The following is a 17,528-nucleotide window of genomic DNA, read 5'->3' on the forward strand; positions in this document are numbered from 1 at the left end:
TTAGAAGCGGTGACGCAGGCCGACCGATGCGACGGCCTGGCGGCGCGACGACGAGACGCCCGTCGCGTTGCCGTTGTCGATGACGGCCCCAAGCACGTCGCCGTGCGGCGCGCTCGTCAATTGGTACACGCCCTGTGCGTAGATGTCGGTGCGCTTCGACAGTGCGTAGTCTCCTTGCAGGCCGATCTGGTTCGCGTGGAACCGGAAGTCTTCGAGGTTGCCATTGCTGTACGTGTATGCCACACCCAGACCCAATGCCGGCGTCAGGTTGTACTTCGCGTTGACTTCGTAGTTATTGACATGGGCCGAACCGCTGCCGTCCGCGAAGTTATCCTCCCGAGATTGCGTCCACGCCAGGCCCACGACAGCCGGGCCAAACGCGTAGCTTGCGCCTGCGCCGAACTCGCGGCTACGGTGAGCTGCGGCGATGAGCGGCGTACCGTTCGGGAGCGACGCAGTCACGACGCCCGTCGTGTTGCCGAAGGGGCTGTTTTGTTGTGCGTAACCAGCGCCGATGCGCAGGCCTGCGTTTTCATAGCCAGCGCCGAAGCTGTATTCGCGGTTGTTGGCGAACTGCGGGCTGTTCGAAAAGCCGTACGTGCCGCCGAACGAGAAGCCAGCGTAGTTCGCGCTCGTGAACTTGATCGTGTTGCTGTTCGCGGTACCGCTGTTCGCGTTCAGATTGTCGTTGTTGAGATAGTGCGCGAAGTTCGTACCACCCCAGCTGCCCGTTGCCGTCAGCGGTGCGACGAAGTCTTGCATCGCGTCAAATTGACGGCCCAGCGTGACCGTGCCCGCCTGGCTCGACAGACCGACGAATGCCTGGCGCGAGAACATCTTGCCTGCCGTTGCCTGCGAGCCGTTGTTCAGGTTGAAGCCTTGCTCCAACGTGAAGACGGTCTTCAGGCCGCCGCCCAGATCTTCGACGCCGCGCAGGCCGAAGCGGTTTTCATCGACGGAGCCGCTGCCGACCGCCCACTGCGAGTTGCCACCGACATTGCTGGTGTACGTGATGCCCGCATCCAGCGTGCCGTACAGCGTGACGCTGCTTTGTGCGTGTGCGACCGAGGCGAACGATGCAGCAACTGCCGTCGCGATCAGAATCTTCTTCATGTGTGCTTCCTTCAATCAAGGGGCAATGCGAGGCTTGAATACAAACGGACAAGCTATGCATGCCACGTCCTGTACGAAGCAAGACCACTTCACTTGCCCGGTTTTGGGGAAGCGCAAGTATAGAAAGGTATCCTAACTATTGATTTATATCCGAACGGGAAATGATCCCTTTCCGAAAAAGAAAGAAAAGCCCGGGTTGCGCGCAGAAGATTGATTCGATTTAATTTTTTGTCCGGATAACAGCGGGCAATTATATTGGGATAAATCCGGCTGTTGTGAACAGACAACGCTGTTTCAATAAAGAATTATTTGAGATGAGTCGGCCTGAAACTGCGTGTGCGTCGCGCTCCGAGTCGCGCCGGGTGTTTGCGAAGAGCCGATATCGATAGGCTTCGCGGCAGTGTGACACAAATCAGAAATCGAGATGAACTTTTTGAGGTTTGGATAATCATCCGTGCGATCTCCGAATCGAAAATCATCTTGGATTCGATTGGGTTGGTATTCGAAATGCGAGCCCGTTGAGAAAGACATTTACAAAAATTAATCAAATTTTTGCGAGTCGGCGATTCAAATCATCATCTGCATTTTTGATTTCACCATTTTTAAAACTTTTGACCATTTCTCGATTTGCCGCCGGTCGCTTAGCAAGCGTTGTGCCATTCCCTCAGCGGAATACCGACGCGCGCAGCGATCGTTGCCCCGGCACGCCGCCACTTTGCTAGACTGCCCTCGCCAGCAGAACCACATTGCTGCACCGTCCGCCGCGCCATCCGTCCCACGAAGTACGGCAGCTCTCGAACGCAGCGGTCCCGACAACCGGAAAACGGAGTCCTCATGTCTTACATGCTGCTCATCGTCGAACCCACCGAACAACGCGAGGAACGCGGCGAAGTCGCGGGCCGCGCTGTTTATGACCGGATGCTGAAATACCGCGCCGACCTGCAGTCGCGCGGCCAGTTGATCGCCGCCGAATCGCTGTCGACGGTCAAGAAGGGTGTGCGTATCGAGAAACGCGACGGGCAGGTCCGCCTGATCGACGGCCCGTTCGCCGAAGCGAAGGAAATGATTGGCGGCTTCTTTCTGCTGAACGTCGATACCTACGAAGAAGCCCTCGCGCTCGCCGAACAATGCCCGGCCGCCGAATGGTGCACGATCGAAATCCGCAAGGTCGCGCCCTGCTACGACTACTAGCGCGGCGGGTCCAGTCCGTGTCCAGCCATCGTGCAGCGAGGGTTTTCCCTGGCGCCGAAGGGTGTCGATATTACCGCGCGTCGCTCGTCATGGAAGTAAGAGGCCGCCACGGGGCTTCCTCACTCACGACACGAGGGGTAACGGCGATGCGATTCATGATCATGGTGAAGGCGACCAAGGACAGCGAAGCCGGCAAGATGCCGGCAGAAGAACTGATCGCGTCGATGGCGACCTACCACGAAGCGCTGCAGAAGGCGGGCGTGCTGCTCGATGCATCCGGCCTGCAGCCCAGCTCGAAGGGCTGGCGCGTTCGCTACGCGAATGGCGAGCGTACCGTCACGGACGGGCCGTTCGCCGAAACCAAGGAGCTGGTGGCGGGCTACACGGTGATTCAGGTGCGCTCGCGCGAAGAGGCGATGGAGTGGGCGCGGCGCTTCCCCGCGCCGTTTGGCGAACAGGCGGCCGGCGAAATCGAAGTGCGCCAGATGTACGACCTCGACGACTTCGAGCCGGGCTCGTCGATGGACCGCTTTCGCAACATCGAAGGCGCGAACCACTGATATCGCGCGTGCCCGCAGCATGGCAACAGCGTGCAGCGCGGGCCGCACGGGCAAATCACACAGGGGCATCAATATGCACAAGCAAATCTATGTGAACCTGGCCGTGGGCAGCGTCGGGAAATCGAAGGCCTTCTTTTCACAACTCGGCTTCACGTTCGAGCCCAGATTCACCAACGAGCAGGCGGCCTGCATGGTGATCGGCGAAAACATCTACGCGATGCTGCTCGCGAAGGACTTCTTCCAGACCTTTACGAACAGGACCCTGTGCAATCCGAAAGAGAGCACGGAAACGCTGATCTGCATCTCATGCGACAGCCGCGCACAGGTCGATGAGCTGGCGATGAAGGCACTCGCGGCGGGCGGCGCCGCACCACGCCCGGCGCAGGACCATGGCTTCATGTACGCGCGCAGCATCGAGGACATCGACGGGCACATCTGGGAACTGATGTACATGGACCCGAACGCCGACATGCGCGCGGCGAACGAATCCTGAGGCCGGCCGTGACGACGGCTGCGACCCATCGTGCGATCGAGGCGGTCTGGCGGATCGAATCCGCGAAGGTCATCGCGCACGTCGCACGGATCGTGCGCGACGTGGGCGTGGCGGAGGAACTGGCGCAGGATGCGCTCGTGGCCGCGCTCGAAACCTGGCCGGACGCCGGCGTGCCCGATAACCCTGGAGCATGGCTGATGGCGACGGCGAAGAACCGCGCGCTCGACCGCTGGCGTCAGGACGCGCTGCATGCGCGCAAGCGTGAGGAGCTCGGCGCGGACATGGACGCGAGGCAAGCGCATGTCGTGCCGGATTTCGTCGATGCGCTCGACGCCGCCCGCGCCGACGACATCGGCGACGATCTGCTGCGGCTCGTGTTCACCGCCTGTCATCCCGTGCTGTCGAAGGACGCGCGCGTCGCGCTGACGTTGCGCCTGCTCGGCGGCCTGACGACGGATGAGATCGCACGTGCGTTCCTCGTGCCCGAGCCGACCGTCGCGCAACGCATCGTGCGGGCGAAGAAGACGCTCGCAGCCGCAAAGGTGCCGTTCGACGTGCCGCAGGCGAACGATCGCGCGGTGCGGCTCACGTCGGTGCTCGAAGTGATCTATCTGATCTTCAACGAAGGCTATTCGGCGACGGCGGGCGACGACTGGATGCGTCCGGCGCTATGCGAGGAAGCGCTGCGGCTCGGACGCGTGCTCGCTGGTTTGATGCCCGACGAAAGTGAAGTGTTCGGCCTCGTCGCGCTGATGGAGATCCAGGTGTCGCGCATGCATGCGCGCGTCGATCGCGAAGGGCGGCCCGTGCTGCTGCTCGATCAGGACAGGAGCCGCTGGGACCCGTTGCTGATCCGGCGCGGCCTCGCCGCGCTGGAGCGCGCGGAAGCGCTCGGCGGGATGAGCGGGCCGTACGCGTTGCAGGCGGCGCTCGCGGCGTGCCATGCGCGCGCCCGTACTGCCGCCGACACCGACTGGGCACAGATCGTCGCACTCTACGATGCGCTTGCCGAGGTCGCGCCGTCGCCCGTGGTCGCGCTGAATCGCGCCGTCGCTGTCGGCATGGCCTATGGACCGACGGCGGCGCTCGAACTCGTCGAAGCCCTCGCCGATGAGCCTTCGCTGCAGCACTATCACTGGCTGCCGAGCGTGCGCGGCGATCTGCTCGCGAAGCTCGGCCGTCATGACGAAGCGCGCGCCGAGTTCGAGCGCGCCGCGTCGATGACGCGCAACGTGCGCGAACGCGAACTGCTGCTCGAACGCGCGCGCGAGATGAGTGGCGCGCACGGACGCATGCAGTAAGCGCGCTCGCGCGACGCGTCAGCTCGTTCCATGAGCGAGCAGCGAGCGCATGAACGGAATAGCATGTTCGCCCGCGACCATGCCGAGCAGGCCGAGCAGCGCGACGATGGGCGGCGCGGGCGATCTCACATCGACGATGTTGTAGAGCAGGCCGACGACGACACCCGCCGCCAGCGACACGATATACGTCTTCATGCGAGTCTTCGGATAGGTGGTGGTGAGGGTGTTACATCGTGATCACGACGCGCCCGCGCGTGCCGGCAGCGACAGCAGCATAAGCATCGCGCGCCTGTTGCAGCGCAAACGTCTGAGCAATCGACGGCGCCTGCAAGGCGCCGCTGTCGAACACGGTCGCCAGTTCCGTCATCAGGCGCGCCGAGTCGGCGACGCCGAGCTTCGCGCTGTCGGTGCCGAACAGTTGTGTCTCGTTGTGATAGAAGTCGATCAGGTCGAACTCGACGCGCCGCTTGCCCGTCGCGCTGATTTCGACGACGCGGCCACGCCGTCTGGCGAGCTTCAGTGCTGTTTCGAACGCGACGCCGCCGACCGCGTCGTACACCACATCGGCGCCGCCCAGCGCCTTCACGCGCTCAACCGCGTTGTCGTCGAGCGGCACGTAATGGTCGATCAGGCGGCCCGCGGGGGAATTCGCGTCGGGCTCGCGGCGATCGATGGCGATCACTTGGCAGCCGCGCGACTTAGCGATCTGCACGACGGCGCCGCCGACGCCGCCGCTCGCGCCGATCACGGCCACCGTTTCGCCCGCGAGAAGTTGCGCATAGTCGACCACGCCGAGCCACGCGACCACGAAGTTCACGCCGATCGCCGATGCCTGTTCGTGCGTGAGCGCGCATGGTTTGCGCGACAGCGCGCCGACGGGAATCTTGATGAACTGCGCATGCGTGCCGTCGCGCGTGAAGCCGATGTCGCCGCCCGTGCCCCACACGTCCGCGCCGATCCACTCGCCCGGGCCTTCCACCACGACGCCGCTGAAATCGCGACCGGGGATGCGCGGCAGCGTGGTATGTCCGAAATGGCCCGAGAGGTTTTTCACATCGCTCGGATTCACCGACGCGGCCTTGACCTGCACGATGGCGCTTTCGGCGTCGATGGCGGGCGTCGGCAGGTCGACGAAGTCGAGGACCTCGGGACCGCCGAACGAGCTGAACTGGATCGCTTTCATTGCTGCTCCTGCGGAATCTGTGGGATTCGATGGGTTTCGCGTGCTGCTTCATACCGGTTGCATTACAGCAGATGTCGCAGCGCATGAAGGCAGTCTAAGTGACGGGCGCAGCGCCGTTCAGACATGTGCTTTCGAATATCGGACAGGCGCGGGGCGAGGCTGTATCGTCGTGTTTTTTCTCCTTCGAAGCGACGATGCGCGACGACATCAGCCCGACGCCTGACCTCGCAGGCGTGGACGGCTGCAAAGGCGGCTGGTATGCGGTCCGACAGGATGGGCGCACGGGCGCGTTGACGACACGCATCTGTCCGACCTTCGCCGATCTTCTCGCATGGCTGCCCGCGCCCGCCATCGTGGGTGTCGATATGCCGATCGGGCTGTCGTCGTCGGGGTATCGCGCGTGTGATGCACAAGCGCGCAAGCGTCTGGGGTGGCCGCGTAGCGCGTCGGTGTTTCAGACGCCTGTGCGTCAAACGCTCGGTGTTCGCGACTACCGCGAAGCATGCAATCGAAACCGCGAAGCAACGGGCAAAGCCATTTCGCAGCAGGCTTTCAACATTCTGCGCAAGATCGCCGAGGTCGATGCGGCCTTAGCCGCCAATGCCCGCGACGCGGCGCGCGTGTTCGAGGTTCATCCGGAGCTTGCCTTCATGCAACTGCGCATCGAGCAAGGCGGCGAAGCGGCGGGACTCACGCAGGGAAAAACGACAGCCGAAGGGCACGCGCTTAGAAAAGCGTTGCTGCACCGAGCGTTCGGCTCGGCGATCGAAAAGGCGCTTGAAGAGCGGATCGCGCGGCAGGTGCAGAAAGATGACGTGCTGGATGCGTTCTCGGTGCTGTGGAGCGCCCGCCGCATCGCGACGGGCAGCGCTGTCATGCTACCCGACGCAGAGCCGCGCGACAGCACCGGTCTGCCGATGGTGATCCGCTATTGACCGCACGTTGCGGCAGCGCGAGCGCGCCGTCGCCGCACGCAACGCAAAGCGCGGCTGCGACAATCAGTCGGTGCCGCGCACGATGCGCAAGTCGCGCTCGGCGGCATTGCCCAGCGCGGCCAGCGCCTTCTTGTAGGCCTCGCTTTCGTAGGCCGCGACGGCCTGCTCGTAGGTCGGAAACTCGATCACGACGGTGCGCTCTTTCAAGCCCTGTTCACGCACTTCCTCCGCGGGGCCGCGGACGAGGAACTTGCCGCCTGCTGCCGTAATGGCCGGCAACGCCAGTTGCGCGTACGCGGCCAGCGCCGAGGCGTCGTTCGTCCTGCGGTAGTGGGTGACCCAGTATCCCTTGCTCATTTGATGTTTCCTCACGTTTAAGGTTTGGCCATGGCGACGGCCGATTCGATCATCCGCAGCCGCGCCGACGCCCCCGATTCTCGCTCAACAACGGCGGGCGTGCCTGGCGGCAACGCGATACGGCTTGCGTCCGCGTCAGCGCATGGACACCAGGCGTCCGACGGCGCTTCAAGACTTTATCGCAGCGGACTTTATCGCAGCGGACGCCGCCAGCGTCGCGTGCGGATCGAAATCGGTCGGCGGCGCGCCGAGTTCGCGGCGGAACATGTCGCTGAAGCTGCTCGGCAGATAGCCGAGCGCGCGCGCGATGCTGCTGACGGCGCGCCCTTCCGCGAGACCCGACACGGCGACGGCCAGTTGCACCTGCCTGCGCCACTCCGCGAAGCCGATGCCCAGCTCGCGCGTGAAGAGCCGCGCGAGCGTCCGCACGCTAGCGCCCACGGCCGCCGCGTGCTGCTCGAAGCTGATCGCATTCGATGGATTGGCGACTACCGCGCGGCACAGCGCATCGAGCCGGCGATCCGACGCATCGGGCAGCGCAATGCGCAGCGACGAGCGCGGCGCATGCGCGAGTTCGAGCATCGCGAGCCGGTACGCGGCGCTCAGATAGTCTTCGTCGCGGGTCTGCGCCTGCTCATGTTCCGCAATCGACGTAATCAGCTCGCGCAACAGGCCATTGATCTCGACCACGTCGCTGCGAGCGCTCAGATGGCCGATGCCGCGCTCATGCAGATACAGATTGCGCATCTCGACATCGCTCATCATGTGGATCGAGTGCTCGATTCCCGCGGGCAGCCATACCGCGCGCTGCGGCGGAACGACGAGCGCCTCGCGTCCGACCTCGACCCACATCACGCCCGATACGGCATAGAGCACCTGCGCCCAGGCATGCGAATGCGGGTCGATCCGCAGACCGCGCGGATAGCGCTCGACGAGCGAATGGCCTTGCGCTTCGTCATGCAGGTCGGGTGGCGTGGCTTGCGGCACGGTTCAACGCCTGTCGGTGCGCGGTGCGCGCTCCTTGCCGTCTTCGCTGTTGCTTTCGTCGATGAACGGCGAGTCGGTGTCGGTGCCGCCCGATCGCAGCGCGTTGCGTGCCTCTTCGGCCAGCTGCTCATAACGGCGGCGGAAACGCTGGAGGTCTTTTTCGTTCAGTTCCTCCAGATCGAGCAGCGCGTTGTGCGCGCCGTCGAGCGCGCGGATCAGTTCGTCGAGCTTGATCTGCATCGCGGCCGTGTCGCGGTTCTGCGTGTTCTGGATCAAAAAGACCATCAGAAAGGTGACGATCGTCGTCGACGTGTTGATCACCAGTTGCCACGTATCGCTGAAATGGAACATCGGCCCGCTGATCGCCCATACGACGACGAGCGCCACCGCGACGACGAATGTCGCCGGCTTGCCGGCCATCGTGGATAGACCCGTCGAGAACCTGGAGAACCAGTCGTTGTTTGTCACTCGCCGCTCCTGTCACGTGAAGTCCAGTCCTGACAATACCCATTCCCCGCCGCTTGTGCCACCGGGGCTCGACGCCGCGTAAATCCGCGACGGATTTTCCCGGCTCGCGCGTTAAAGCCACAAAGCCGCTCGCGCTTTGTGCGGCGTTGCCGGCGCGGCCGTAGTCCTGCCGGCCGGCCGTCGTCGTATATGAGCGGGCGCCGTGGACCGCGGAACGCGCAAGTCGCGCACCTGGCCTGACACGGCGTTCATGCGAAGTCACCCGATCAGAACAACAGGGAGCGCAGCAAGTGACGACAGAACGGCTTCTGCTGGCCGGCTCGCTGGTCCGGGACGCGTTCGTGATCGGCGGCGTGGCGGGCGGCGCGTATCAGTGGAACGATCACAAAAAATTGTCGGTTGCGCGTGTCGATCTGAGGATGGTTTATTCGTCATAGTGGTGAAGACTCGCTGATCCGGCGAAACTTCGTCACTCATGAACCTCTTCACATCAGGAGAAACCATCATGCCGAAGCCCATTCCCGAGGGCATGCACTCGCTGACCCCGCACATCATCGTCGCGGGTGCGGCTGAAGCAATCGAGTTCTACAAGAAAGCGTTCAACGCCATCGAACAGGTGCGCCTGCCCGGTCCCGGCGGCAAGCTGATGCACGCATCGCTGAAAATCGGCGATTCGACGCTGATGCTCGTCGATGAAATGCCCGATTGCGGCGGGGGACCTTCGTTCGGTCCGAAGGCGCTGAAGGGCACGCCTGTCGTGCTGCACCTCTATGTCGACGATGCGGATGCCACCATCGCGCAAGCGCAAGCGGCAGGCGCGAAGGTGACGATGCCCGCCACGGACATGTTCTGGGGCGACCGTTACGGTCAGCTCGAAGATCCGTTCGGCCATCGCTGGTCTGTCGCGACGCACAAGCGTGACGTCACGCCCGAAGAAATGAAGCAGGCCATGGAGCAAATGGCGCAAGGGCGTCAATAAGGGCGAAGTTCGATGCGCGATCGGGCGCGGAGCGCATCGCGTGCCATGTGGCGCGCGTGCGTCGCCCGCGTATCGAGGGGCAGCGAACGGTGCGCGCATCTGCGATGATCTGCGCTTTCCCAATCGCCGAACCGATACGCGCGCCATGAACCCTTCCGCTTTCGAGCTTGAAACCGATCGCCTGATCTTGCGTCCGCACGTCCGTGACGACTTCGATGAAAGTTTCGCACTCTGGTCCGATGAGGTCGTCACACGGTTCATCGGCGGCAGGCCGTTTAGCCGTGAAGAGGTGTGGTCGCGGCTGCTGCGCTACGTCGGACACTGGGCGCTGTTGGGCTACGGCTACTGGGTGATACGCGAGAAGGAGAGCGGTCGGTTTGTCGGCGAGGTCGGCTTCGCCGACTACCGGCGCGAAATCGATCCGCCGCTCGACGGCGCGCCCGAAATCGGCTGGGTGCTGATGCCGTCGGCGCACGGGCTCGGCTACGCGACGGAGGCCGTGCGTGGCGCGCTGACATGGGCCGACGCGAAGTGGCCTGGGCGCGACACCGTTTGCATCATCGCGCCCGACAATGAGGCGTCGCGGCGCGTGGCCGCGAAATGCCGTTACGTCGAGGAGCGGCGGACCGTGTACAACGGACATCAGACCGGCGTGTTCCGCCGCGCTGGCTAGGCGCATTCCCAGTTCCTCCCATCCTCTCCTATGTCTTCTGGCCGAATGGCTTCCGACGGCCGCCGATGCGACATTGATGACGCGAATGCATCGGTCATATGAGCCAATCAATCGCATGTAGATACAGCGTTGACACACCAACTGGCGCCGCGTAGCATTGCAGTCTCTACAGTGTAGAGACTGCGCGGCGCTTCCGGTCCTTTGCGGCCTTTTTTAGGGAGGTAGCCGTGTATCTGGGTTCTTCAGGCGAAGGTGGGGCGATGGCTATTCAGACAATCAAGCGGTGGGGAAACAGCCTTGCAGTGAGGATTCCAGCAAGCCTGGCTGAGGAACTGCAGCTGCGCGAAGATCAGGAAGTCGACATGGTGGTGGCGGACGGTGCGCTGGTGGCGACGCCCGCTGTCAAGACGTTCAACTGGGACGAGTATCGCGAGCAACTCGCGGCGAGGCCAATGGACGTGCATCCAGCCATCGATCGAGGCGCCGCAATGGGTTCCGAACTTGCCGACCCAACGGATCAGAACGACTGGTAAGGAGCAACATGAAGCACGGCGTTCCCGAAATCGGCGATGTGTTGTGGATCAAGCTCGAGCCCGTGGTCGGGCGCGAGCAGGGTGGGGGCTATCCGAGGCCTGTCGTTGTGCTGTCGCACGATGCGCACAACGGTCCTTCGCACCGGATCGTCGCCGTGCCTTGCACGACAAAGGCGCGTGGATTCTCGACGGAGATTCCCGTTGCCGCGTTGCCCAAGCCGTGTGTCGCGTTGATCGATCAGATCACCACGCTCGACTGGGTCGCGCGTGGCGGCCAATACAGGGAAGAGCGGGTCGCCCAGGCCGAACTCGATGCGATCCGCCGCAGCTTGAGGGCATTCCTGATGATGTGAGGGCGCGATGCGCCGGCGGCGGGCGCAGCCTGTGCCAACGGGCGTCGCGCCCCGCTACGCGCGTTGCGCCTGCGCCGCGATGCACGCCTGCAACGTTTGCCGCTGAGCGCCTTGCGCGTCGAAGTTCGCTTCGTCGAGCCATTGCGCGAAGCCCGCGCGCAGCGCCGGCCATTCGCTATCGATGATCGAGAACCACGCCGTATCGCGATTGCGTCCCTTGTAGAACACGGCCTGGCGGAAGATGCCTTCAAATGTGAAGCCGAAACGGGCCGCCGCCGTGCGCGACGGCACGTTCAGCGCATCGCACTTCCATTCGAAACGCCGGTAGCCGAGTTCGTCGAATACGCGCTGCATCAGTAGGAAGATCGCTTCCGTCGCCATACGCGTCTTTTGCAGCCGCCGCGAAAACACGACGAAGCCGACTTCGATCACGCCGTTCGCCTTGTCGATGCGCATCAGCGAAAGCGTGCCGACGGCCTTGCCCGTCGCGAGGTCGATGACGGCGTAATGCAACGGGTCCGGTGACGCCGCGCAGGACGCGAGGAAGTCGCGATACGCTTCGGGCTTATCGAACGGTCCTACGGAAAGGTACGTCCAGTCTCGGCTGTCTGGCGCCGCGCGATAGGCTTCGTACAAATCGTCCGCGTGCCGTTCGACGTCGACCCGTTCGAGCAGGCAATAGCGGCCCGTCATCGGCTGATTGCCTGGCAGCCTCGCCGGTTGCCAGTGCGGCATGGGTTCGCCGATCGGCTGACCGTATTCGTTGATTCGTTCCACCACTGTGTTCTCCTGTCGACCAGAGTTGGCGCTTTAGCGCCTACTCTGGTCCCACGCCAGCCCGATGGGAGTTAGCGCTTGAGCGCCCACTCCCAACCCATGGCGAGTCGACCAGAGTCGACGCTTAGCGCCTGCTCAGTTCCAAGCAAGCTGGTCTGCCGCCCCGATACGCGCTATGAAACATGCCAAAACGGGCAAGATACGGCAAACGCCACGCGCGTGTAAGACCCAGGCGAATGGTATTCAATGGAGCCAGCATCGCCGCCTGCATCATCGCACCATCGTCCGTCGCCCTTAATGGCGAACGTTTGGATGTGAAAGGCTGTCCGTACAGAATGATCCTGATAGCTCCCCATCCGAACGAGGCCCAAATGCTCGACGTCGCTCACGAAATCGCCCAGTTCAACGCCGGCCGGGACCCCGAACGCCTCGCGATGAAGTACGCGCGCATGCGCACGTCGCCGTTCGTATTCCTGCGCGGCACCTGTCATCTCTTCTACAGGCGTCTGCCGAAAGGCACCGTGCTGGAAGGCTCGCCGCATGCGTGGATCTGCGGCGACATGCATCTGGAAAACTTCGGCAGCTACAAGGGCGATAACCGGCTCATCTATTTCGACATCAACGATTTCGACGAGGCCTGTCTCGCGCCGTGCCTGTTCGAGATGATCCGATTGTTATCGAGCGTGCTGGTGGCCGCCGACGACCTGAAGCTCAGCCGCGCCGAGGCGCTCGCGCTATGCCATACGGCGATCGACTCCTACGCGGCCGCGCTGCGATTCGGCAAGGCGCGGTGGATCGAAGAGGAGACGGCCGAAGGCATGGTCGGTGAGCTTTTCGCCGCCTTGCACCAGCGTTCGCGCGCCGATCACCTGAACCGGCGCACCGAGTTGGAAGGGAAAAAGCGGGCGCTGCGCATCGACGGCAAGAAGGCGCTGCCCGTCACTGACGATGCGCGGAGCAAAATTGTCGAGTTCATGAACGACTTCGCGAAGCGCGAGCCGAATCCGGCGTTTTATCAGATCATCGACGTCGCGCGGCGCATCGCGGGCACGGGCAGTCTGGGCGTCGATCGCTATGTGATGCTCGCCGAAGGCAAAGGGTCGCCCGACGGCAACTATCTGCTGGACCTGAAGCTGGCTTTGCCGTCCGCCACCGCGCCGAACGTCAAGACTCCTCAGCCGAAATGGAGCAGCGAGGCCGAGCGCGTCGTCGAGATCCAGAGACGCGACCAAGTGGTATCGCAGGCGTTCCTGCATGCCGTCGAGTTCGAAAAGCGTCCGTACGTGTTGCGCGGGCTGCAACCTTCGGAGGACCGCGTCGCGTTGCATAACTGGAATGGCAAGCTGCCTCGGCTGGAGTCCGTCGTGCGCAACATGGCGGAACTGATTGCGTGGGCGCATTTTCGCAGCAGCGGCCGTCAGAGTTCCGCGATCGCGGACGATCTGATCGCGTTCGGCGAACACAGTAAATGGCGATTGCCGCTGATCGACCTGGCCGCGCAGTGCGAAGCGCAGGTCGTCAGCGACTGGCGCACGTACTGCGAAGCATTCGATCGCGGCGCGTTCGACGTGAAAGCGAAGTCGTGACGCGCTGCGGGAGCGGCTTGCGCGGAGATTTCGCATGGTCGAATATACGGCGGCCCACATTCGAAAGCATCGAATATGTCGACAGGCTTTACGCCAGCGGGCGAGTGTGTAAATCTGGCGATGGCGTCGTTGGTGAAAAGTGCGGCATTTTTTCCGCCCGGTTCGCGCTGCAAGTCACGAACCAGCTGCCGGCCCGGCGCCGGAGCGGGCGCCGCCCGTAAGGCATGCACAATGCCTTCCTCTGAGTCAAACCCACAACAGGAGACGGCACTATGGATATCGAAGCGACCGCATGGTTCCCGCTGGACGACTATGCGCCCGTGAGGGAAGGGTGGTACGAAGTCCAGTTGGTGAGCGGCGATACGGCATTCGCAAAATACGCGGAAGGCGGATGGACCGAAAAGCCGCTTCTCGTATTCACCCACTGGCGCGGACTGAGCGAAGATCCCGCCCGCGTGGGGGAACCGGAAACCATCGACGCCGAAGCCACCGCAGCCGAAGGCGTGCGCGCGGCATGGAACGCATTTTTCCCGGGCGCGAACGGCGAGGCGCACCAGCCGCTTGACGTAACGCACGGCAAGCCTCCGACGACGCACTGATATCGCATCCATTCGCATTGGCGGGCGGCGCACGGGCGCCGCCGTTTTTTTCATTCTGTCGCGCCACGCGTTGCCGCGACGCCAGGACGTTTCCCACCCGGCACCCGGCCGCCGCGTTTCGCGATGCGGTCGCTAGAATGCAGCATCGATACTGCGAAGGCCACACATGCAACAATTCCGGCAATCCGTCGATCTGGCGCGCGCGACACGCCTTTTGAACCACGGTCCCGTCACGCTGATCACGAGCGCGCACGACGGACGTTCGAACGTGATGGCTGCCTCGTGGGCCATGCCGCTGGATTTCGTCCCGCCTAAAGTGGTCGTCGTGATCGACGCCAAAACGTTGACAAGGCAATTCGTCGAAGCAAGCGGCGTGTTCGGCCTGCAACTGCCGACGCGCGGGTTCGCGCGCCACACGCTCGCTGTCGGCTCGAACGCGGGCGTCGAGATCGACAAGCTCGCCGCGCTCGAACTCGAGACGTTTGCCGCCGAGAAGATCGACGTGCCGATGCTGGAAGGCTGCGTCGCGTGGTTCGAGTGCAAGGTGATCCCCGACGACAGCCAGCGGCACGATCTGATTCTCGCCGAAGTGGTCGCATGCTACGCGGATAGCCGTGTGTACTCGAATAACCGCTGGCACTTCGGCGACGATCACGACATGCGCACGTGCCACTACGTCGCGGGCGGCACCTTCTTCGAAACGGGCGACACGTTCGAAGTCGAAGCCGCGCCCATCGACGGCACGAGGCGTTGATTCACGTCTTCAGCGGCACCCAGATTTCAACGCCGCCCATGCCCGTCACGGGATTGAACTGCTCGCCATAGCGCTCGAAGTTGGGCGCATCGGCGGGCGTGTGGCCGGACTCGGGCAGCCACTTGTTCCAGATCGTGTTGCATGTGCGGCGTATCGTCGAGATGTGCTCGCGATGCGTGAATACCGCATAGCGTTGCGCGCCGATGCGCACGCGGCCCAACTCAGCGGGCAAGGCCGAGAAGTCGGCCACTTCCACGCCGCACATATAGTCGAAGTTGCCCGAGTCGTCGGGGTTGTAGCTGACACCGTACGCAACGTGTCCAATCTGCCCCGGCACCTTGCCGAAGATCGTATTGAAGCGTTGCCACTGCGCGGGAATGCCCGAACTGCTTTCGCAGTTGTAGCGCTCGCTCAGTCCGGCGACGAGCAAAGGCTCGCCGTTGACGAAGCGCGGCGGTTCCAGGTTGGTGAGAAGTGATTCGTCCATTTTGATCGGCTCCACGAGTGCGATGTTGTCGAGATGACCTTGCGCGCGCAACGCTTCGGGCGTGAGCCCGAACTGCTCACGAAACGCGCGAGTGAATGCCTCGTGAGAGCCGTAACCTGTGTCGACCGCGACGGCGAGAATATCCGGCGCGCCGCGTGCAAGACGCCGCGCTGCTTCCGTCAGGCGGCGCGCGCGCACGTAGCGCATGACCGCAAAGCCCGTCGCTGCTTCGAATGCACGCGACAGATGAAAGCGCGACACGCAGCCGCAAGCGGCAATATCGTCGAGCGACAACTCACCCGAAAAGTGGCTTTCGATAAACCAGAGCGCTTTGCCGGCAGGATTTCCGACTGGGTTCATAAGGACTCTCGTTTGGCATGAACCAAGCATATCGACTGAGCACATCGTTCGTTTGATCGCGCTTGCGGTTCTTCACATCGAGCCGGTTGCCGGTCCAACCGACCACCTCACGGCGACTGCTCGATCGACTGCTTCAACGCATCCTCGTCGCGGACACGTTGCGAAGGAGATGGCGCGCCTCGCCGCAACCACGCGCCGCCAATCGTCGCGGCCAACGCTGCGAAGATCGCGCCGATGAAAAATGCCACGTGATAGCCGCTCGTGAGGGCCGCGGGCGTATCGGCCTGCTGCTGGCCGCCGCTTGCCGATTGCGCGGCCGCGAGACTTGCCAGCACCGCGAGTCCCAACGCGCCGCCCATCATGAACGACGTATTCACGATGCCCGACGCGAGACCTGAATCGGCGGGATCGACGTCGCTCATCGCGGCGAGCAGCAGCGGATTGAACGCGACGCCCGCGCCGATGCCGAGCAGCACCATGCCGGGCAGCACGTCGATGACGAAGCGTCCTTCGACGGGCGCGCGCGCAAACAGCAACAGGCCGAGCGCGGCGAGAAACAGCCCCGCGGCGAGCGGGCGGCGGATACCGAAGCGCATCACCACGCGCGCTGACAGCCCGAGCGAGAAGAAGCCCATGATCAGGTTCGCGGGCAGAAACGCGAGACCGACCTTCAATGGCGAATAGCCGAGCACCCGCTGCAAATAGAGTGCCGAAATGAAGAACCACGCGAACATCGCGGCAGCCCACAAGACGCCGACGACATTCGCCGTCGCCACATTGCGCAACGTGAAGAGCTTGAGTGGCATCAGCGGATGCACGACACGCGCTTCGATCGCGAGAAAAGTACTGAGCAGGACCAGCGCGACGAAGATCAGGCCCACCGTTTGCGCGGAGAGCCATCCCGCCTCGTTGCCATTGACGATCGCGTAGACGGCAAGCATCAGCGATGCCGTGACCGTCGCGGCGCCCGCCACGTCGAGCCGTTCGCCGTGCGCGTGGCCGCGCCCGGCGGGCAGCAGCGCGATGCACAGCACGCACACGGCGATGCCGATGGGCAGATTGACGAGAAAGATCCAGTGCCAGCTCAGCAGGTTCGTCAGCAGGCCGCCCAGCAGCACGCCGATGCTGCCTCCGCCCGCGCACACGAAGCCATAGACGCCCATCGCTTTCGCGCGCTCGGCTTCCTCGGTGAAGAGGTTCATGATCAGCGACAGCGAAACCGCCGACACGACCGCGCCACCCAGGCCTTGAATCGCGCGCGCGCAAACCAGCATCGCTTGTGAGTTCGCGAGGCCGCACGCGAGCGACGCGACCGTGAACAGCGTAATGCCCGCGAGAAAGAGCTTGCGGTGTCCGTATAGATCGCCGAGCCGGCCGCCGAGCAGCAGAAAGCCGCCGAAGGTCAGCATGTACGCATTGACGACCCACACGAGCGCGGTTTCGGAAAAGCCGAGATCGGCGGCGATCGACGGCAACGCGACGTTCACGATGGTCGTATCGAGGACGATCATCAGCACGCCCATGCAGAGAACGACGAGCGCGAGCCAGCGTGTTCGACCCTCAATGTTGTGCGTCATGGGGGCGGTTCCTTATAACAAGAAAAATCGAAGCCCGAATCAAGGTGTTGAATGAATCGCGCGACATTCTGGATTCGCACTTGAACGAGCTTAGATCGGAGCGAAATCTTGGCGTTAGCGATCCAGAAAGCCTTCTACCAAGTCCAGAAAAGCATCTGGCGTCTCTAAGGGGGCGAGGTGTCCGCTAGGGAAAGTGTTCAAAACTCGCCCATGCCATGCTGTTCAACCCGAAGCCTGCCAGGCACAATAAGCGCATGAAACA

General features: G+C 63.2%; 22 protein-coding genes. 13 read left to right on the forward strand and 9 right to left on the reverse strand.

Annotation, left to right across the window (positions count from 1 at the left end; all coding sequences use genetic code 11):
* Entirely contained in the window at nucleotides 1-1,113 is a 1,113-nt protein-coding gene (locus J8I87_RS22185) for a porin (protein WP_209934035.1), read from the reverse strand.
* An 834-nt stretch (nucleotides 1,114-1,947) separates the two neighbouring features.
* Here J8I87_RS22185 and J8I87_RS22190 point away from each other — a divergent pair.
* The 4 genes from J8I87_RS22190 (at nucleotide 1,948) to J8I87_RS22205 (ending at nucleotide 4,658) form a co-directional block, all read left to right on the forward strand.
* Entirely contained in the window at nucleotides 1,948-2,304 is a 357-nt protein-coding gene (locus J8I87_RS22190; RefSeq protein WP_209934037.1) for a YciI family protein, read from the forward strand.
* A gap of 146 nt (nucleotides 2,305-2,450) precedes the next feature.
* Nucleotides 2,451-2,864 carry a YciI family protein gene (locus J8I87_RS22195; protein WP_209934038.1) on the forward strand — a complete coding sequence of 138 codons (414 nt, stop codon included), beginning with the start codon at nucleotides 2,451-2,453 and terminating at the stop codon, nucleotides 2,862-2,864.
* A 73-nt stretch (nucleotides 2,865-2,937) separates the two neighbouring features.
* Nucleotides 2,938-3,357 (forward strand): VOC family protein, encoded by a 420-nt coding sequence (locus J8I87_RS22200; protein WP_209934039.1) that lies wholly within the window; start codon nucleotides 2,938-2,940, stop codon nucleotides 3,355-3,357.
* 8 nt (nucleotides 3,358-3,365) lie between these two features.
* Entirely contained in the window at nucleotides 3,366-4,658 is a 1,293-nt protein-coding gene (locus tag J8I87_RS22205; protein WP_209934040.1) for an RNA polymerase sigma factor, read from the forward strand.
* Nucleotides 4,659-4,676: 18 nt separating this feature from the next.
* On the opposite strand, the gene J8I87_RS22210 is transcribed toward J8I87_RS22205, so the two are convergent.
* A complete protein-coding gene (locus J8I87_RS22210) occupies nucleotides 4,677-4,853 on the reverse strand; it encodes a DUF1427 family protein (RefSeq protein WP_209934041.1) in 177 nt (58 codons plus the stop codon).
* Nucleotides 4,854-4,884: 31 nt separating this feature from the next.
* The gene (locus J8I87_RS22215; protein ID WP_209934042.1) at nucleotides 4,885-5,841 is read right to left on the reverse strand and encodes a zinc-binding alcohol dehydrogenase family protein; all 957 of its coding nucleotides are present in this window, start codon (nucleotides 5,839-5,841) and stop codon (nucleotides 4,885-4,887) included.
* A gap of 194 nt (nucleotides 5,842-6,035) precedes the next feature.
* Here J8I87_RS22215 and J8I87_RS22220 point away from each other — a divergent pair, with 194 nt between their 5' ends.
* The gene (locus J8I87_RS22220; protein ID WP_209934044.1) at nucleotides 6,036-6,776 is read left to right on the forward strand and encodes a DUF429 domain-containing protein; all 741 of its coding nucleotides are present in this window, start codon (nucleotides 6,036-6,038) and stop codon (nucleotides 6,774-6,776) included.
* A gap of 63 nt (nucleotides 6,777-6,839) precedes the next feature.
* Here the strand turns inward: J8I87_RS22220 and J8I87_RS22225 are convergent, their stop codons facing one another.
* The 3 genes from J8I87_RS22225 to J8I87_RS22235 all read right to left on the reverse strand — a co-directional run bounded on the left by J8I87_RS22225 (nucleotide 6,840) and on the right by J8I87_RS22235 (nucleotide 8,588).
* On the reverse strand, nucleotides 6,840-7,133 hold the full coding sequence (locus J8I87_RS22225; RefSeq protein WP_209934045.1) for a DUF1330 domain-containing protein: 294 nt from the start codon (nucleotides 7,131-7,133) through the stop codon (nucleotides 6,840-6,842).
* A gap of 168 nt (nucleotides 7,134-7,301) precedes the next feature.
* On the reverse strand, nucleotides 7,302-8,120 hold the full coding sequence (locus J8I87_RS22230; RefSeq protein ID WP_209934046.1) for an AraC family transcriptional regulator: 819 nt from the start codon (nucleotides 8,118-8,120) through the stop codon (nucleotides 7,302-7,304).
* Nucleotides 8,121-8,123: 3 nt separating this feature from the next.
* Nucleotides 8,124-8,588: a low affinity iron permease family protein gene (locus J8I87_RS22235; RefSeq protein WP_209934048.1), complete on the reverse strand. Its 465-nt coding sequence runs from the start codon at nucleotides 8,586-8,588 to the stop codon at nucleotides 8,124-8,126.
* A gap of 290 nt (nucleotides 8,589-8,878) precedes the next feature.
* Between J8I87_RS22235 and J8I87_RS22240 the strand changes: the two genes are divergently transcribed.
* The 5 genes from J8I87_RS22240 to J8I87_RS22260 all read left to right on the forward strand — a co-directional run bounded on the left by J8I87_RS22240 (nucleotide 8,879) and on the right by J8I87_RS22260 (nucleotide 11,126).
* Nucleotides 8,879-9,025, forward strand: coding sequence for a hypothetical protein (locus J8I87_RS22240; protein WP_209934050.1), 147 nt, complete (start codon nucleotides 8,879-8,881; stop codon nucleotides 9,023-9,025).
* 68 nt (nucleotides 9,026-9,093) lie between these two features.
* Nucleotides 9,094-9,567 (forward strand): VOC family protein, encoded by a 474-nt coding sequence (locus J8I87_RS22245; protein ID WP_209934052.1) that lies wholly within the window; start codon nucleotides 9,094-9,096, stop codon nucleotides 9,565-9,567.
* Nucleotides 9,568-9,712: 145 nt separating this feature from the next.
* Nucleotides 9,713-10,240: a GNAT family N-acetyltransferase gene (locus J8I87_RS22250; protein ID WP_209934054.1), complete on the forward strand. Its 528-nt coding sequence runs from the start codon at nucleotides 9,713-9,715 to the stop codon at nucleotides 10,238-10,240.
* Between the two features lie 260 nt (nucleotides 10,241-10,500).
* Nucleotides 10,501-10,773, forward strand: coding sequence for an AbrB/MazE/SpoVT family DNA-binding domain-containing protein (locus J8I87_RS22255; protein WP_209934056.1), 273 nt, complete (start codon nucleotides 10,501-10,503; stop codon nucleotides 10,771-10,773).
* Nucleotides 10,774-10,781: 8 nt separating this feature from the next.
* The gene (locus tag J8I87_RS22260; protein ID WP_209934059.1) at nucleotides 10,782-11,126 is read left to right on the forward strand and encodes a type II toxin-antitoxin system PemK/MazF family toxin; all 345 of its coding nucleotides are present in this window, start codon (nucleotides 10,782-10,784) and stop codon (nucleotides 11,124-11,126) included.
* A gap of 54 nt (nucleotides 11,127-11,180) precedes the next feature.
* Here the strand turns inward: J8I87_RS22260 and J8I87_RS22265 are convergent, their stop codons facing one another.
* Nucleotides 11,181-11,906 (reverse strand): GNAT family N-acetyltransferase, encoded by a 726-nt coding sequence (locus tag J8I87_RS22265; protein ID WP_209934061.1) that lies wholly within the window; start codon nucleotides 11,904-11,906, stop codon nucleotides 11,181-11,183.
* 368 nt (nucleotides 11,907-12,274) lie between these two features.
* Here J8I87_RS22265 and J8I87_RS22270 point away from each other — a divergent pair, with 368 nt between their 5' ends.
* From J8I87_RS22270 to J8I87_RS22280, 3 genes are all read left to right on the forward strand, one after another.
* Nucleotides 12,275-13,489, forward strand: coding sequence for a DUF2252 domain-containing protein (locus J8I87_RS22270; RefSeq protein WP_209934063.1), 1,215 nt, complete (start codon nucleotides 12,275-12,277; stop codon nucleotides 13,487-13,489).
* A 272-nt stretch (nucleotides 13,490-13,761) separates the two neighbouring features.
* Complete coding sequence (locus J8I87_RS22275; protein WP_209934065.1) at nucleotides 13,762-14,088, forward strand: hypothetical protein; 327 nt, start codon at nucleotides 13,762-13,764, stop codon at nucleotides 14,086-14,088.
* Between the two features lie 166 nt (nucleotides 14,089-14,254).
* Nucleotides 14,255-14,842 carry a flavin reductase family protein gene (locus tag J8I87_RS22280; RefSeq protein ID WP_209934067.1) on the forward strand — a complete coding sequence of 196 codons (588 nt, stop codon included), beginning with the start codon at nucleotides 14,255-14,257 and terminating at the stop codon, nucleotides 14,840-14,842.
* A gap of 1 nt (nucleotide 14,843) precedes the next feature.
* Here J8I87_RS22280 and J8I87_RS22285 read toward each other — a convergent pair whose 3' ends face one another.
* Together J8I87_RS22285 and J8I87_RS22290 are read right to left on the reverse strand one after the other, a co-directional pair.
* On the reverse strand, nucleotides 14,844-15,689 hold the full coding sequence (locus J8I87_RS22285; protein WP_209934068.1) for an AraC family transcriptional regulator: 846 nt from the start codon (nucleotides 15,687-15,689) through the stop codon (nucleotides 14,844-14,846).
* Nucleotides 15,690-15,796: 107 nt separating this feature from the next.
* A complete protein-coding gene (locus J8I87_RS22290; protein ID WP_209934069.1) occupies nucleotides 15,797-17,266 on the reverse strand; it encodes a DHA2 family efflux MFS transporter permease subunit in 1,470 nt (489 codons plus the stop codon).
* Nucleotides 17,267-17,528: the final 262 nt, after the last annotated feature.

Origin of the sequence: Paraburkholderia sp. LEh10, assembly GCF_017814945.1 — a bacterium.
In the GTDB taxonomy this organism is placed as follows: Bacteria; Pseudomonadota; Gammaproteobacteria; order Burkholderiales; family Burkholderiaceae; genus Paraburkholderia.